Here is a 16,380-nt window from a genome sequence, read left to right on the forward strand (position 1 = left end):
GCAAAGCCGTAACTTAGTAGCGACCTTGATTTTGGTTGGGTTTGTGGACAATAAAACTCACAGTCTGACACTGTTTGATATTGTCAAAACCGATCACGCGAATGTAGCAATTGGGGTTCTCAGAACGGCATTCCCGTACTTCAGCCAAAACTTCGTTAGCGGTGGCGCCACCAAATAAAGGCAGTTTCCACATGGTCCAGAAGTGGGTTTCGGGTTTGGGATCTTCCTCAAATTCCACACCAGGAATAAAGCCTTGGTCTAACAGAAACTCAACTTGCTTAGCAATTTGTTGATCCGTTAAAGGGGGAAGGTAAGAAAGGGTTTCGTAGCGGCGCTCTTTGGGTAAAGTTTTCATCGATTTAAAAGTTTTCCTTGCTGATGACTACGTTAGGACGGGGGAGAATCATTAGAATCTGATTCTCGGTCGAGGCTTTTGGAAGGGAGAGTGTCCACCTCGGCCACGGTGCGGGTCAGGCGTTCAAGCAAATGGCGACGATGGGCAATGTTGGACTCCGTTAAACTACCGCGGGCCATGCCAGGCAAGAAGTCCAACACCGACTCGGCAATATCTTCCCTAACCGCCAGTATTCTGAGCACTAGCTCTTTATTTTCATCCAGGAGTTCCGTTAAAAACGTTTCTCCATTTTGAATATTGTGGCTGGCCAAATACTGGTTTAACCAAATGGCCTGGGGAGGGTTAGTTTCCCCTAGTTCGCTCTGAATCCTGAGGACGGCTTGGTAGGTGAGATAACTTTGCAGTACTTTCACCGTTGCCTGTGCTATGTGCTTAGTTTGCATGAACAACCCCCATCAGTTTTCAGGTATCAGTTAAACAGTTATCAGTCAAAACGCTATGCCGTAAGTTACTAACTGATTTTGGCAGTTATAACTGTTAGCCACTAACGAATGAGCTTAAGTCAAAACTCACCGATAACTGTTCCCTGACAACTGAACACTGCTTAGAGGGTATCCATAGCCTCGAACTCGAACTTGATTTCTTTCCAGAGTTCACAAGCCGCGGCCAATTCTGGGGACCAGCGACAAGCTTCACGGATTACATCATTACCTTCCCGGGCTAGGTTCCGACCTTCATTCCGAGCTTGAACACAGGCTTCTAGAGCTACCCGATTGGCAGTTGCACCGGGAGCGTTACCCCAGGGGTGACCCAAGGTACCACCACCAAACTGGAGGCAAGAGTCATCACCAAAGATTTCCACCAACGCGGGCATGTGCCAAACGTGGATACCACCGGAAGCTACGGGCATGGTGCCAGGCATGGAAGCATAGTCTTGGGTGAAGAAAATACCCCGGGAACGATCTTCCTCAACGTAATCTTCCCGCATGAGGTCAACGAAGCCCATGGTGATGCCCCGTTCCCCTTCCAATTTACCGACCACGGTACCAGAGTGGAGGTGGTCCCCACCGGATAGACGCAGACATTTGGCCAGAACCCGGAAGTGGATCCCGTGGTTTTTCTGACGGTCAACTACGGCGTGCATTGCCCGGTGAATGTGGAGCAGAATGCCGTTGTCCCGACACCAGCGAGCCAGGGTGGTGTTAGCGGTGAAACCACCAGTGAAGAAGTCGTGCATGATGATGGGGGTGCCAATTTCCTTGGCAAACTCAGCCCGTTTCATCATTTCTTCGCAGGTGCCTGCGGTGACGTTTAGGTAGTGACCTTTCATTTCGTTGGTCTCAGCCTGGGCTTTTTCGATCGCCTCTTGAACGAAGAGGAAACGATCACGCCAACGCATGAAGGGCTGGGAGTTGATGTTTTCGTCGTCTTTGGTGAAATCCAAACCACCCCGGAGACATTCGTAAACGGCCCGACCGTAGTTTTTGGCGGACAGACCCAATTTGGGTTTGATGGTACAACCGAGGAGAGGACGACCGTATTTGTTTAATTTGTCCCGCTCAACGGTGATGCCGTGGGGGGGGCCTTGGAAGGTTTTAATTAAAGCAACGGGGAAACGAATATCTTCTAAACGGAGAGCCCGCAGGGCTTTAAAACCAAATACGTTACCGACCAAAGAGGTTAAAACGTTGGTGACTGAACCTTCTTCAAATAAATCTAGAGGATAGGCAATAAAAGCAAAATATTGGTTATCTTCGTTGGGAACGGCTTCCAGGTCATAGCAACGACCTTTGTAGCGGTCCAAATCGGTTAGGTTGTCAGTCCAAACGGTGGTCCAGGTACCGGTGGAAGACTCAGCGGCCACCGCGGCAGCGGCTTCTTCAGCAGGGACACCCGGTTGGGGGGTCATACGGAAGCAGGCGAGCAGATCGGTATCCTTGGGGGTGTAGTCGGGGGTATAGTAGGTCAGGCGATAATCTTGTACGCCCGCCTTGAACCCTGCTTTGGCTTGTACCATCTAGGTCAGTCCTCCATAAACATTGAATAGCCTAGCTTTCTCCCACGGGCGAAAGCTAGGCATAATAAAGCCTACCGTCGCCCCAGAGACAGTCATTATTTACAGTTATTTGGTTGCAAGAAGAATCTGCGATAACCCAGCAACTATCTGTTTTCTGAAGGTCATCTTATCACGCAGGGGATGCCTTTACTTATGGCAATGCTCTCCATTGACTGTTTTTTAAATTACAATTTTTGGACTTTCTGATTAGAATTTCTGATGTTTTGTTTAAATGGTGATTAGTTGGGCTTGTGAGCCGTTGCCATGGCGGGGATTGCAGAGGATTTATGGGCGATCGCCACCCCTCCAGTGAGCAAATCTAGGGCGGCTTGGTATTGCAAATCAGTGGGGGAAGTAATTTCGGCAAAGCTGATCAGGGGTTGCTCCACCACTTCATCGGGCATGATGCCTAGTTTATGGATGTCGTGATGTTCGGGGGTTTCGTATTTGGCGACAGTAATGGCGATGCCGGCCCCGTCGGAAAGCTCAAACAGGGATTGAATCAAACCTTTACCAAAGGTCTTTTCTCCCACTAACGTGGCCCGATGATTATCCTGCAAAGCACCGGCTAAAATTTCGCTGGCACTGGCGGTGCCCTGGTTGACCAACACCACCAAGGGGCGATCGGTTATCGCTTCTCCACTGGCAGTGAAGCTTTCCTGGGTGCCTTGGCGATTAACGGTATAGACAATGGTGCTTTCCGGCAGCCACAACCTAGCAATGTCAATACCGGCCTGGAGTAGGCCACCGGGATTGTTACGTAGGTCCAAGACATAACCGTCGGCCCCTTGTTCCTGAAGTTGGTGGAGAGCGTGGGCCACTTCTCTATAGGCATTGGCACTAAACTGGCTCAGGCGAATATAACCTACCGATTGACCGGGGCGGGAATCATCTAATCGGGCCACCACGGGACTAAGGGAAATTAATTGCCGAGTCAGGGTAAGTTTTTCGGGGACTTCGTTACCTGCTGGGAGAATTTCTAGGGAAACCTTGGTGTTCTTTGGACCCCGCATTCTGGCCGCCGCTTCGTCTAAGCTCAGGGTTTGGGTATCCACGCCGTCGATCGCCAGAATTTGGTCATGGGGTTGCAAGCCGGCCTCCTCCGCTGGGGAACCGGCCAGGGGGGCCATAATTTCTAATTGGTTAGTTTCCGGGTTGATGTTGATCTGCAGACCTACCCCAGATAGCTCACCGGTGGTGGTCACCTGGAGATTACCGTACTGTTCTGGACGCAGTAGGCGGGTAAAGGGTTCATCTAGGGTGGCGAGCATTTCCTCGATCGCCGTGTAGGTTTCTTCCCGGTCCCGGAGGGGGCGTTTAACGTACTTTTCCCGCAACAACCACCAATTTTGATGGTTAAAGGTTTCATCGAGATAGGCTTGATTCACCAGGCGCCAAGATTGCAACAGGAGCTTTTGTTCCTCGGTGAAGGCCAGGGCCGGCGGTGTATTGCCCAGATAAATAACAGCCCCAATGACCAAAGAGAAAGCTAAAGCCCATAACCGCCTTGTCTGTTTACCCATTCCGATGCCTGCCCCCGTAAACCAAAATTTACAAAACTTAGCTGAGTTCTCATTTTAGCTAATGTCAACGGGAATGCTCCTTTTTTGCCTAGGGGGTAATTACGGTTGGGCGTTATTTCCCCTGGTCATCTATGGAGTTAAATATTTCCAGAGACTGGATAAATTCCCCCGCCTGGGCCAAGGTTGTCGGAGTGCCAATGTCTAAAAAGGGAGCTTCAACGGCATGGACTTTGATTTTTGCTCCCTGGGCCAACAATATGGGAAACACGTCGTACTCAAAACTTAGGGGCCGGCGATCGGGAAACTGGGCTAAAAGGCGATCGCCAAGGAGATAAACTCCACTATTAATTACCCCTGCCCCTCCCTGCTTTTCGGCAAACTGTTCCAATTCCCCTTGCCCATTGACTTTCAAGGAACCAAAACGGGATGCGTCGGGCACATGAACGCCCAAAATTACCCCATCAACCCCGTCATCAGCCAATTCGGCCAACAGAACTCGATAATCCGTCACAATTAGGGAATCGCCATTGAGCACCAACCAAGCCGGTGTGGGCTCCTTAAAATTATGGTGACTAACCGCATTGACAAATCCCCCCGCTGTTCCCAAGGGTTCTTCTTCCGCCACACAGGCGATCGCCATGTCGGCAATGTCGGCATTTTGGGCATAGGCCGTCACTTTTTCCGCTAAATAACCTGTAGAAAGGAGCGATCGCCGAAAACCTTGCTGCTGTAAGTAGCGCAATTGCCAATCTAGAAAAGGACGGTGGGCCACTGGGGCCAAGGGTTTAGGTAAATCTGGCAACTGTTGCTTAATGCGGGTGCCAAAGCCCCCAGCCAAAATGACCACGGTAACGTCTGCGGGGGAAAGGGCCATAGGATCAAAAAAGTTAAATTACTAGCACTGGAGGTAAAACCTAGGCAATAGGTTACCAATTGATGATCCCGTCTAAACTATTAGCCCAAGTTAAATGACAGTAATTTTGGCAACACCGAGGTGAAAAAATCTGCTTTAGGGGCAAAGAGGAGATTTGATAGGGCTTTGCCCCAATGGTCCAGAGCAGGAATGATTTATTTCATCAGATGGGAGGGCAAAATGATTTCCGGTATTAGGGGGCGCAGGTCATCAAAGGAAATAGGACCAAAATTCATAATGGTGGGTAAGGGCAAAGTACAGTCGATCAATGTTCCCCGTCGAGCATAGCGACATCGGCCACCATCACCAATTAAAGGTACCCGACCTTCAAAATAACGGCTAGCTGCCGCAAAACTAGTCACCGGTTCTCCCCCTACTTTGGCCGTGGCACACACCAATGGGAAAGGCATCGCCCCCACCAGATCGAAAACAAAAGCATCGGGACAGGCGATAAAAAGATTGCGAAAGCCCTGGGTAATGCCTGGGTCTAAATGGGGCAATGCTTCGACAATGAGGGTTATGGGTAAAGGAAAAAGGCCCATCAATTTTTGGGCGGCGGGGGGAATTTTTGCCACATCCATGGCCCGATCGCCTCGGGTGAGAATGCCTAGGGGTTGGTCTTTATCAAATTGCTTAAAGGCCCGCAAATGAGCCACGGCCCTGGGACTGGCACCATTGACCACTAGCACATAGGTAGTGGCTAAACCTAATAAGACCATTGCTTCCTGCTCCAAGACGGATTGAATGGCAGGAATTGCTCCGGAGTTTAGCTTAATGATTTTTGTTTCAGTTTTATCTAGTGTAACCATTGAGTTTTCCCTTGAAACTGCCTCCAGGTTAACAGAGATTTTTAGCCCACTCCATTGAAGTTCTAGGTATAAAAACGCTTCTAAACAGTTAAATTTTTACGTAATCTAGGCGGGGAGCAAGACTAAGGGATATTTTTAAAATAGTTTTAGCTAACATCATGTAAACTTATCATTCTTAATTTTGGAGCAGTTTATCTTGGTAACAATCCCCCAACATGTCCATCGAGAACACCTGATTTTTCTTTTTAAAAGTTAATAAATAAAAGTTCCCAATGATGCTATTTGACTAGAACTGGCCATGGGTTAGTCTGCAGACTGGTGGCGTCCCAGACCCTATTGCCAGAGGAGCAGGTAAACTTAACTTTCGTCAGCGGTAGGTAATTTAGACAAAGCAACAAATGATTAAGCAATCTTTCCCGCTATTGGCTTTACTGTTGGTTTTCGGTGGCAATGCCAGTGGTCTAAGGGCTCAGTCGCGACCATTAACGCCAGTGACGGGGGCAAATTTAACGCCAACGGTGGGTTTTGATGAACAGTTGTGGGGGAACCATTGTTCGGCGGGGGATAAACAGTCCCTGGTGCGGGCCATTGACCACAGTTTGGCCTATCTGAAAACCGCCAGCGCCGCCCGAGCCTATCAGAATTACCCTGTACCGGGGGTGACCAGAGAGCGGGTAACCCGTTCCCTGCAGAGATTTAAGACTTTGTTGCAACAAGCCCCCAGTCCTGAAGCTCTCCAGACCGCAGTGGCCAGGGAATTCCAGTTTTATCAGGCGATCGGTAACGACGGAATAGGCACAGTCCATTTCACTGGTTATTTTGAGCCGGTCTATACCGCCAGCCGCCAACGAACCGCTGAATACCGTTATCCTATCTACGGTTTGCCTAACAATTTTTCCCGGTGGTCTAAGCCCCATCCCACCAGAGCTGATTTAGAAGGGTTGGATGGCCTAGGAAAATCCAGTCAGTTGCAAGGGCGGGAAATTGCCTGGTTCCGTAACCGTTTAGATGCCTATCTGATCCAGGTGCAAGGTTCGGCCAAAATCAACTGGGTGGGTGGCGGCCAAAGTTCGGTGGCCTTTGCTGGAGCGACGGATTATCCCTACGTAAGTTTGGGGAAGGAAACTATCCAGGAAGGCATTTTTCAACCGGGGGAAGTTACGTTGCCAAAATTAATCGAGTATTTTGAGCAAAATCCCAGTGAACTAAGCCGTTTTATTCCCCGCAATAATCGTCTGATCTTCTTTAAGGAAACCTCGGCCAGCACCCCCGCCAAAGGCAGTATAGGTGTACCGGTCACCGCCGAGCGTTCCATTGCCACCGATAAAGCTCTCATGCCTCCAGGGGCGATCGCCGTTTTAGCGGCCCCCATTCCCGATTGTCGGGGTCAAAAGGTCAACGTTAGTCGTTTTGTGGTGGACCAGGATACCGGTAGTGCCATCAAAGGCCCCGGTCGGGTAGATATTTTCATGGGCACCGGCCAAACCCCAGGCGATCGGGCCGGTTTAATGAGTGACGACGGGCAAATTTATTATCTGCTCCTGCGCTGACAATCTTGCTCTACTTCCTAGGGGGGGGAAATCTGAAAATTTCCTCAGAACTGGCAATCTTCGGTCACAACCATGGAGGTTGAAAGCCATGGCTTCTTGAAACCCTAGCCAGGGACTCAGTGTTCCAATCTAAGACGTCAGAAGTTTGTTCAATGGGGCACCAAAATTCTGTACAGTGGAGTTGTCCCCGTCTGTTTTTTAATGCGGGAACAGGTTCGATAAATTTACATAGCCAGTCTTTACACCCAAAGGAGACGCGAATTGGTTAACGCAACCCCTTTTATCACCACTAAGTCAGAAGAAATTTTTACCGCGGCTCAACATTTAATGCCTGGGGGGGTCAGTTCCCCGGTGAGGGCATTTAAGTCCGTCGGCGGTCAGCCCATTGTTTTTGACCGAGTAGAAGGGGCTCAGATTTGGGACGTAGATGGCAATCAATACATAGACTATGTGGGCACCTGGGGACCGGCCATCTGTGGTCATGCCCACCCCGATGTTATCAATGCCCTCAAACAAGCTTTGGATAAGGGTACTAGTTTTGGTGCTCCCTGTGCCCAGGAAAACGTCCTGGCGGAAATGGTCATTGATGCCGTGCCCAGCATCGAGATGGTGCGGTTTGTCAACTCCGGCACTGAAGCTTGTATGTCAGTGTTGCGTTTGATGCGGGCCTTCACTGGCCGAGAAAAGATTATTAAATTTGAGGGTTGTTACCACGGCCACGCCGACATGTTTCTGGTGAAAGCCGGTTCTGGGGTGGCTACCCTGGGCCTGCCGGATTCCCCTGGGGTGCCCAGCAATACCACCAAGGCCACTTTAACGGCTCCCTATAACGATTTGGAAGCAGTCAAAGCCTTGTTTGTGGAAAATCCTGACAGTATCGCCGGGGTTATTCTTGAGCCGGTAGTGGGCAATGCAGGCTTTATTCTCCCCGATGCCGGCTTCTTGGAAGGATTACGGGAATTGACCAAGGAGTATGGTGCTTTACTGGTCTTTGATGAAGTGATGACTGGCTTTCGGGTTTCCTATGGTGGTGCCCAGGCTCGATTTGGCGTTACCCCCGATTTAACCACCCTTGGTAAAGTGATTGGTGGTGGTTTGCCAGTGGGAGCTTATGGTGGTCGGGAAGACATTATGGCCATGGTGGCTCCAGCAGGGCCAATGTATCAAGCTGGAACTTTGTCCGGTAACCCTTTGGCCATGACCGCGGGCATTAAAACCCTGGAAATTTTGCAAAAGCCCGGTTCCTACGAATATCTAGATAAAATTACCAAACGTTTGGTAAGTGGTTTGCTAACCGCTGCCGAAGAAGCCGGCCATGAAGTTTGTGGCGGTTCCATCAGTGCCATGTTTGGCATTTTCTTTGCCCCCGGTCCGGTGCGCAATTACGAAGATGCCAAGCTAGCCGACACCAACAAATTTGCCCGTTTCCATCGAGGGATGTTGGAACGGGGGATTTATCTCGCTCCTTCCCAGTACGAAGCCGGCTTCCCTTCCCTGGCCCACACCGAGGCCCAAATTGACCAGACCATTGCGATGGCTAAGGAAGTATTCGCTACCCTTTGAACTGTTTGATCCCCGATGGCGATCGCCGTGGGTCATATTGCTAAATACCTAAATTTTTCCCCATCCTAAAATGTGGTTATTCAGCCATGGACTAGGGTGGGGATGTTGGTATGGGCTGATTTCAATGCTCTAGCACAAATTTCCTGAGGCGGGGCAAAAAAGATCATTAAAAATTGTCAAGGGACAGAAACTAGCCTAAGATGAGACCCATATAAAGACTTGTCTTGCGACCCCAATACACATTAGGCAATAGAACTTAGGAGGATTTATGGCTCTCGTCCCAATGCGATTGCTGTTAGACCATGCGGCGGAAAATGGTTATGGCATTCCCGCTTTCAATGTCAACAACATGGAGCAGATCATTTCGATCATGCAGGCCGCTGATGAAACCAACAGCCCTGTAATTTTGCAAGCTTCCCGTGGCGCCCGTAGCTATGCCGGGGAAAATTTCCTGCGCCATTTAGTTTTGGGGGCGGTCGAAACCTATCCTCACATTCCCATTGCCATGCACCAAGACCATGGTAATAGCCCCGCTACTTGCTATTCCGCTATCCGCAATGGTTTCACCAGTGTGATGATGGATGGTTCCTTGGAAGCTGATGCCAAAACCCCCGCTAGCTTTGAGTACAACGTTAATGTAACCGCTGAAGTGGTTAAGGTAGCCCACTCCGTTGGGGCCAGTGTGGAAGGGGAATTGGGTTGCCTAGGTTCCTTAGAAACCGGTCAAGGGGAAGCGGAAGACGGCCACGGTTTTGAAGGGAAGTTAGACCACTCCCAACTGTTGACCGATCCCGAAGAAGCGGTGGAATTCGTCAACAAAACCCAGGTGGATGCCCTCGCTGTGGCGATCGGTACCAGCCACGGTGCTTACAAATTTACCCGCAAACCCACCGGGGAAGTTTTGGCTATCAGCCGCATTGAAGAAATTCACCGCCTGTTGCCCAACACCCACTTGGTAATGCACGGTTCTTCCTCCGTTCCCCAGGAATGGATCGACATGATCAACGAATTCGGTGGTGCCATCCCCGAAACCTATGGTGTGCCTGTAGAAGAAATTCAAAAAGGCATCAAGAGTGGTGTACGTAAAGTGAACATCGACACCGATAACCGCTTGGCCATCACCGCTGCTTTCCGGGAAGCCGCCGCTAAAGATCCCAAAAACTTTGATCCCCGTCACTTCCTCAAGCCTTCCATTAAATATATGAAGCAGGTTTGTGCCGACCGTTATCAACAGTTCTGGACCGCTGGTAATGCTTCTAAGATCAAGCAATTGACCTTGGATGACTACGCCGCTAAATATGCTAAAGGTGAGCTGACCGCCACTTCCCGCACTTCTGTTGCTGTGTAGATTGGGATTAATTTTTCGTTTCTAAGTTTTGGCTTAGCAGAAAAAAGAGAATAAATAACTTTGCTCCTCCTCGGTTTGACCTTGGGGGAGTTTTTCCTTCTCAGATGGCCGGCAACCCCGTAAGATTGGGAAGATTAGTTTTAGCTTAAGCAACGGCGGTAATGGTGAAACGCATTTCTATCCTCGGCTCCACCGGTTCCATTGGCACCCAAACTTTGGACATTGTCACCCATCACCCCGATGCTTTCCAGGTGGTAGGTTTAGCGGCTGGGGGAAATGTTGAATTACTAGCCCAACAGGTGGCGGAGTTCCGCCCAGAAATTGTTGCGATTCGTCGAGAAGAAAAGTTAGCCGATCTAAAAGAGGCAGTGGCCGATCTAACCGATTATCAACCCCAATATGTAGTGGGGGAAGCGGGGGTAGTGGAAGTGGCCCGCTATGGCGATGCAGAAAGCGTAGTCACGGGCATTGTTGGTTGTGCGGGATTATTGCCCACCATGGCGGCGATCGAAGCAGGGAAAGATATTGCTTTAGCCAATAAAGAAACCCTGATTGCGGGGGCTCCGGTGGTGTTGCCCCTGGTGGAAAAAATGGGGGTGAAGTTATTACCAGCGGATTCCGAGCATTCGGCTATTTTTCAATGTTTACAGGGGGTTCCGGAGGGAGGATTGAGGCGGATTATCCTCACCGCTTCTGGGGGAGCATTCCGGGACTTGCCGGTGGAGCGCTTACCCTTTGTGACGGTGCAGGATGCCCTGAAACATCCCAATTGGGCCATGGGACAAAAAATCACCATTGACTCCGCCACTCTGATGAATAAGGGTTTGGAAGTGATTGAAGCCCATTATTTGTTTGGCTTGGATTACGACCACATTGACATTGTTATCCATCCCCAGAGCATCATCCATTCCTTAATTGAAGTACAAGATACTTCTGTTTTAGCTCAATTGGGTTGGCCCGATATGCGTTTGCCCCTGCTCTACGCCCTATCCTGGCCAGAAAGAATTTACACCGATTGGGAACCCTTAGATTTAGTTAAAGCTGGTAGTTTAAGTTTTCGGGAACCGGATCACGACAAATATCCCTGCATGATGTTAGCCTATGCGGCCGGCCGGGCCGGGGGAGCCATGCCAGCGGTGTTAAATGCGGCCAATGAACAGGCGGTGGCTTTGTTTTTACAAGAAAAAATCACTTTTTTAGATATTCCCCGTCTGATTGAAAAGACCTGTGACCTCTACGTTGGCCAAAATACGGCTAGTCCTGATCTAGAAACCATTTTGGCGGCCGATCAATGGGCCCGGCGGACAGTGTTGGAAAGTAGCGCCTGTGTGGCAACCCGGCCATAGGGTGTAGTTAGCTTTAACTTTGACCAGAATTATTTGCCCCATGATTATTATGGAATTTTGGTTTGGTTGCTTTTAGGGAGTGATTACGGCGATCGCCAAAATATTTTTCATCATTTAACTAGTCGAAACGGAGATCCCCCATTGCTCTATGCCCCCTAATTCTGTTAGTTGTCAGGGTCAAAAACGGGGAGTCTGGAGATGGGATTACGAAGGTTGAGGTGGGGAAAACCCCACAGACGCAATTCGCCATTCCACCGTTAAACCTACATCCACGGCTGTACCCAGGGCAACAGCACAATAAAAGCGCTATGTTAGAATCAGCAATACACAGGGCACGCTGAGGTGATGGATTCAGGTTATGTTTGAACGCTTTACGGAAAAAGCCATTAAAGTAATCATGCTTGCTCAGGAGGAAGCTCGTCGCCTCGGACATAACTTCGTTGGCACGGAACAAATTCTGCTCGGCTTGATTGGCGAAGGGACTGGCGTCGCCGCCAAAGTTCTCAAATCCATGGGGGTTAATCTCAAAGATGCCCGCATTGAAGTAGAAAAAATTATCGGGCGGGGATCAGGCTTTGTGGCCGTGGAAATTCCCTTTACTCCCCGGGCCAAGCGGGTGCTGGAACTTTCCCTCGAGGAAGCACGGCAACTGGGCCACAATTATATCGGCACCGAACATTTGCTGTTGGGTCTGATTCGAGAAGGGGAAGGGGTAGCTGCCCGGGTCTTAGAAAACCTTGGGGTTGATCTCTCCAAAGTCCGCACCCAGGTGATCCGCATGTTGGGGGAAACCGCCGAGGTGGCCGCTGGAGGGGGATCCTCTGGCCGCACCAAAACCCCTACCCTAGACGAGTTTGGCTCTAACCTCACCCAAATGGCCGGGGAGGGCAAGTTAGACCCCGTGGTGGGCCGCCAGAAAGAAATTGAGCGGGTTATCCAAATCCTAGGACGCCGCACCAAAAATAACCCTGTTCTGATTGGGGAACCAGGGGTTGGTAAAACGGCGATCGCCGAAGGTCTAGCCCAGCGCATCGCCAACAAAGATATTCCCGACATTCTCGAAGAAAAACGGGTCGTCACCCTGGACATTGGTCTGTTGGTGGCGGGCACCAAATACCGGGGGGAATTTGAGGAACGGCTGAAAAAAATCATGGATGAAATCCGCCAGGCCGGCAACATCATCCTGGTGATTGACGAAGTCCACACCCTCATTGGGGCCGGGGCCGCCGAAGGGGCGATCGACGCCGCCAATATTCTCAAGCCCGCCTTAGCCCGGGGAGAATTGCAATGTATTGGGGCAACCACCCTCGATGAGTACCGTAAGCACATTGAACGGGACGCCGCCCTGGAACGCCGTTTTCAGCCGGTAATGGTAGGGGAACCCTCCGTCGAAGAAACCATCGAGATTCTTTATGGTCTGCGGGAACGTTACGAGCAGCACCACAAACTGAAAATTTTGGACGAAGCCCTAGAAGCGGCGGCCAAACTTTCCGACCGTTATATCTCCGACCGCTTCCTGCCCGATAAGGCGATCGACCTGATTGACGAAGCTGGTTCTCGGGTGCGGTTGATTAATTCCCAATTGCCCCCCGCCGCCAAGGAGTTAGATAAGGAACTACGGCAAATTCTTAAAGAAAAAGATGATGCTGTCCGCAACCAGGACTTTGAGCAGGCTGGGGAACTCAAGGACCGGGAAGACGAAATTAAAAAACAAATCCGGGCGATCGCCTCTTCTAAAAAAGCAGAAGGGGATAGTGGTGAACCGGAAGTCAACTCTGAAGAAATTGCCCACATTGTCGCCTCCTGGACTGGGGTGCCGGTGAACAAGCTGACAGAATCGGAGTCGGAAAAACTGTTGCACATGGAAGACACCCTCCATCAACGGTTAATTGGCCAGGAAGACGCCGTTAAAGCCGTTTCCCGTGCTATCCGTCGGGCTAGGGTCGGACTGAAAAATCCTAACCGTCCCATTGCGAGCTTCATCTTCTCCGGTCCCACTGGGGTAGGTAAAACCGAGCTGACCAAAGCCCTAGCGGCCTACTTCTTCGGTTCCGAGGAAGCCATGATCCGCTTGGATATGTCTGAATTTATGGAACGTCACACCGTTTCTAAATTGATTGGTTCTCCTCCGGGTTATGTGGGCTACAACGAAGGTGGTCAGTTAACGGAAGCGGTACGCCGCCGTCCCTACACTGTGGTGCTGTTCGACGAAATTGAAAAAGCCCACCCGGACATCTTCAATATGCTCCTGCAAATTTTGGAAGATGGTCGCCTTACCGATGCCAAAGGTCGCACAGTGGACTTCAAAAATACCCTGCTGATCATGACCTCCAACATTGGTTCTAAGGTGATTGAAAAAGGTGGCGGTGGTTTAGGCTTTGACTTTGCCGAAGACCAGGCGGAGTCGCAATACAATCGCATTCGCTCCCTGGTGAATGAAGAGTTGAAAAACTACTTCCGTCCTGAGTTCTTGAACCGTTTAGATGAAATCATCGTCTTCCGTCAATTGAACAAGGAGGAAGTAAAGGAAATTTCCGAAATCCTGCTGCGGGATGTGTTTGCCCGGTTGGTGGAAAAAGAAATTTCTCTCCAGGTCACCGATAAGTTCAAAGAGCGCATTGTGGAAGAGGGGTTCAACCCTGCCTATGGTGCCCGTCCCCTCCGTCGGGCCATTATGCGCCTGTTGGAAGATGTGTTAGCAGAGGAAATCCTTTCTGGTCGCCTCAAGGAAGGCAGTCAGGCCCTGGTGGACATTGGTGAAGACAACCAAGTGGTGGTCATCCCTGGTGAAACAAGGGAATTGATTGCCCCCGGCGTTGAATAATTAGGTCCCCTGGCGGGCCACTGCCATAGGATGAAGGGAGGACTTAAAGTCTTCCCTTTTTTGTTGTTAGAGAGTCATTGCCATGTTAAAAGTCCTGCACCTTTCTGATATTCACCTGGGCAGTGGTTTTTCCCATGGGCACATTAATCCGGCCACGGGCTTGAATACCAGACTGGAGGACTTCATTCATAGTCTCAGGCTTTGCATTGACCGGGCGATCGCCGAACCGGCCGATGTGGTCTTATTTGGGGGAGACGCTTTCCCCGATGCCACCCCGCCCCCCTACGTTCAGGAAGCGTTTGCGGCGGAATTTCGTCGTTTAGCGGATGCCAATATTCCTACGGTGCTGTTGGTGGGGAACCATGACCAACATTCCCAGGGTAGTGGGGGAGCTAGTTTATGTATTTATCGCACCCTAGCTGTACCCGGCTTCATTGTCGGCGATCGCCTTGCCACCCATTTAATTCCTACGGCGAATGGAGACCTGCAAATTGTCACCCTGCCTTGGTTAACTCGTTCTACTCTGTTGACCAGGCCGGAAACCGAGGGATTATCCTTAGAAGCAATTAATTTGCTCTTGCTGAAAAAGTTACAGCCCATTTTAGAAGCGGAAGTCCGGAGCTTAGACCCCCAACTCCCAACTATTTTGCTGGCCCATTTAATGGCAGACCGGGCCACCTTTGGGGCGGAAAAAACCCTCTCCGTGGGCAAAGGTTTTACCATTCCCATGGCTTTGATCAATCGATCCGAATTTGATTACGTTGCTCTGGGCCATGTCCATAAACATCAAAATCTCAATCCCCATAACAATCCCCCCGTGGTATATCCTGGCAGCATCGAACGGGTGGACTTTGGCGAAGAAAAGGAAGATAAGGGTTATGTTTGGCTAGAGATTACTAAGGGAAAAGTTGATTGGCAGTTTTGTGCCCTGCCGGCCCGGCCCTTTAAAACTATTAAGGTGGACGTGACCGAAGCGGAAGATCCCCAGACAGAACTTTTGACTGCGATTAATCAAACCAACATCGATGCTGCGGTGGTGCGGCTAATTTACCAAATCCGCTCTGAACAGTTGGAACAAATAGATAATCGCCGGTTACAAGAGGCCCTCAAACCAAGCCATTCCTACACTATCCGCCCAGAATTAGTGAGCCAGTTGGCCCGGCCCCGCTTGCCAGAATTGGGGGTTGGTTCTGCCCTTGATCCCCTCGTTGCCCTGCGAACTTATCTAGAAAACAAAAAAGACATTAAGGGGCTAATGCCCGACCTAATGGAGGCGGCCGAGCATTTACTCAGTGCCAATGAGGAGCACTGGTTAGAGGCGGTGGGGGACTGAGGGCATATTGATTCAGCCTTAACGACTCCTCTTGATTCCTTTTAGCGACCAAGGAAAATCCTTGGCAAAATCACTAACCTGACTAACCGCCGTAGTTCCAGCCGGTACTTTCCAGCAATAAAGGTTCTCCTTCATTGAAAACTTGGGCGCCAATCACTTCGCCGACAAAAACGGTGTGATCGCCGTGGGCCACCGACCCCACCACCCGACATTCCACATAGCCTAAGCAATCTTTGAGCACAGGGCAGCCGGTTTCTGGGGCGTCGAGCACGTCAAAGTTTTCAAACTTGTCCCCCACCCGTCGTTGGGGCTTAAAAAATTGCGCCGCCACATCCTTTTGATCCGCCGCCAGAAAGCTTAGGGCAAACTGACCACTTTCCTGTAACAGCCGATGGGAAATGGAGTCAGTGCGCACGCAGTTAACCACCAGGGGGGGCTCAAAGGAGCCCTGCATTACCCAACTAGCGGTGAAACCATTGGCTTCGTCTCCGGACTTAACACCACAGACGTAGAGCCCGTGGGGAATTTTGCGTAGGAGGGTTTTCTTTGCTTGTTCGTCTAGCACCATAATTCACTCAAGGTATTGGGCATGGGCTGGAAAATTTTCCCGAGGGAAAAATCCATTTGTTGATAGCCTAGCAACTTAATCAAGCTTAATTTTTTTTGCGGGGGAATTGGGCACAATGTTGGTTAAACTCCCCAATGCCTGTAACTGGTTCGTAAATAATTTTTGCTAATCGGTTTACTGCAGAAAAATCTT

Annotated in this window: 13 protein-coding genes; 6 read left to right on the plus strand and 7 right to left on the minus strand. The window is 50.3% G+C overall.

Features of this window, described 5'->3' with window-relative positions:
- Positions 1–13 precede the first annotated feature (13 nt).
- The 6 genes from H6G45_RS02815 to H6G45_RS02840 all read right to left on the minus strand — a co-directional run bounded on the left by H6G45_RS02815 (position 14) and on the right by H6G45_RS02840 (position 5,656).
- Entirely contained in the window at positions 14–355 is a 342-nt protein-coding gene (locus H6G45_RS02815) for a ribulose bisphosphate carboxylase small subunit (RefSeq protein WP_190596394.1), read from the minus strand.
- A 32-nt stretch (positions 356–387) separates the two neighbouring features.
- Positions 388–798 (minus strand): chaperonin family protein RbcX, encoded by a 411-nt coding sequence (locus tag H6G45_RS02820; RefSeq protein WP_242018016.1) that lies wholly within the window; start codon positions 796–798, stop codon positions 388–390.
- Between the two features lie 161 nt (positions 799–959).
- Positions 960–2,372, minus strand: coding sequence for a form I ribulose bisphosphate carboxylase large subunit (locus tag H6G45_RS02825; protein ID WP_010873418.1), 1,413 nt, complete (start codon positions 2,370–2,372; stop codon positions 960–962).
- Between the two features lie 278 nt (positions 2,373–2,650).
- Complete coding sequence (gene ctpA, locus H6G45_RS02830; RefSeq protein WP_190596398.1) at positions 2,651–3,934, minus strand: carboxyl-terminal processing protease CtpA; 1,284 nt, start codon at positions 3,932–3,934, stop codon at positions 2,651–2,653.
- Positions 3,935–4,046: 112 nt separating this feature from the next.
- The gene (locus H6G45_RS02835; RefSeq protein WP_190596400.1) at positions 4,047–4,808 is read right to left on the minus strand and encodes a nucleotidyltransferase family protein; all 762 of its coding nucleotides are present in this window, start codon (positions 4,806–4,808) and stop codon (positions 4,047–4,049) included.
- A gap of 194 nt (positions 4,809–5,002) precedes the next feature.
- Complete coding sequence (locus H6G45_RS02840; RefSeq protein ID WP_190596402.1) at positions 5,003–5,656, minus strand: L-threonylcarbamoyladenylate synthase; 654 nt, start codon at positions 5,654–5,656, stop codon at positions 5,003–5,005.
- Between the two features lie 398 nt (positions 5,657–6,054).
- Between H6G45_RS02840 and H6G45_RS02845 the strand changes: the two genes are divergently transcribed.
- From H6G45_RS02845 to sbcD, 6 genes are all read left to right on the plus strand, one after another.
- Complete coding sequence (locus H6G45_RS02845; RefSeq protein WP_190596403.1) at positions 6,055–7,206, plus strand: murein transglycosylase A; 1,152 nt, start codon at positions 6,055–6,057, stop codon at positions 7,204–7,206.
- A gap of 261 nt (positions 7,207–7,467) precedes the next feature.
- A complete protein-coding gene (hemL, locus tag H6G45_RS02850; protein WP_190596405.1) occupies positions 7,468–8,769 on the plus strand; it encodes a glutamate-1-semialdehyde 2,1-aminomutase in 1,302 nt (433 codons plus the stop codon).
- Positions 8,770–9,037: 268 nt separating this feature from the next.
- Positions 9,038–10,117 (plus strand): class II fructose-bisphosphate aldolase, encoded by a 1,080-nt coding sequence (gene fba / locus H6G45_RS02855; RefSeq protein WP_028949331.1) that lies wholly within the window; start codon positions 9,038–9,040, stop codon positions 10,115–10,117.
- 164 nt (positions 10,118–10,281) lie between these two features.
- Positions 10,282–11,463 carry a 1-deoxy-D-xylulose-5-phosphate reductoisomerase gene (gene dxr, locus H6G45_RS02860; RefSeq protein ID WP_190596441.1) on the plus strand — a complete coding sequence of 394 codons (1,182 nt, stop codon included), beginning with the start codon at positions 10,282–10,284 and terminating at the stop codon, positions 11,461–11,463.
- A 358-nt stretch (positions 11,464–11,821) separates the two neighbouring features.
- A complete protein-coding gene (locus H6G45_RS02865; protein ID WP_190596407.1) occupies positions 11,822–14,287 on the plus strand; it encodes an ATP-dependent Clp protease ATP-binding subunit in 2,466 nt (821 codons plus the stop codon).
- A gap of 82 nt (positions 14,288–14,369) precedes the next feature.
- On the plus strand, positions 14,370–15,620 hold the full coding sequence (sbcD, locus tag H6G45_RS02870) for an exonuclease subunit SbcD (RefSeq protein WP_190596409.1): 1,251 nt from the start codon (positions 14,370–14,372) through the stop codon (positions 15,618–15,620).
- An 82-nt stretch (positions 15,621–15,702) separates the two neighbouring features.
- Here sbcD and H6G45_RS02875 read toward each other — a convergent pair whose 3' ends face one another.
- Positions 15,703–16,185 (minus strand): flavin reductase family protein, encoded by a 483-nt coding sequence (locus tag H6G45_RS02875; protein ID WP_190596443.1) that lies wholly within the window; start codon positions 16,183–16,185, stop codon positions 15,703–15,705.
- Positions 16,186–16,380 lie beyond the last annotated feature (195 nt).

Source organism: Synechocystis sp. FACHB-383, from assembly GCF_014698605.1.
In the GTDB taxonomy this organism is placed as follows: Bacteria; Cyanobacteriota; Cyanobacteriia; order Cyanobacteriales; family Microcystaceae; genus Synechocystis; species Synechocystis salina.

What these genes read in the sequence shown, in the direction of transcription:
- H6G45_RS02815 (WP_190596394.1), bottom strand. Translation starts at nt 355, where the DNA reads ATGAAAACTTTACCCAAAGAGCGCCGCTACGAAACCCTTTCTTACCTT.
- H6G45_RS02820 (WP_242018016.1), bottom strand. Translation starts at nt 798, where the DNA reads ATGCAAACTAAGCACATAGCACAGGCAACGGTGAAAGTACTGCAAAGT.
- H6G45_RS02825 (WP_010873418.1), bottom strand. Translation starts at nt 2,372, where the DNA reads ATGGTACAAGCCAAAGCAGGGTTCAAGGCGGGCGTACAAGATTATCGC.
- ctpA (WP_190596398.1), bottom strand. Translation starts at nt 3,934, where the DNA reads ATGGGTAAACAGACAAGGCGGTTATGGGCTTTAGCTTTCTCTTTGGTC.
- H6G45_RS02835 (WP_190596400.1), bottom strand. Translation starts at nt 4,808, where the DNA reads ATGGCCCTTTCCCCCGCAGACGTTACCGTGGTCATTTTGGCTGGGGGC.
- H6G45_RS02840 (WP_190596402.1), bottom strand. Translation starts at nt 5,656, where the DNA reads ATGGTTACACTAGATAAAACTGAAACAAAAATCATTAAGCTAAACTCC.
- H6G45_RS02845 (WP_190596403.1), top strand. Translation starts at nt 6,055, where the DNA reads ATGATTAAGCAATCTTTCCCGCTATTGGCTTTACTGTTGGTTTTCGGT.
- fba (WP_028949331.1), top strand. Translation starts at nt 9,038, where the DNA reads ATGGCTCTCGTCCCAATGCGATTGCTGTTAGACCATGCGGCGGAAAAT.
- H6G45_RS02865 (WP_190596407.1), top strand. Translation starts at nt 11,822, where the DNA reads ATGTTTGAACGCTTTACGGAAAAAGCCATTAAAGTAATCATGCTTGCT.
- sbcD (WP_190596409.1), top strand. Translation starts at nt 14,370, where the DNA reads ATGTTAAAAGTCCTGCACCTTTCTGATATTCACCTGGGCAGTGGTTTT.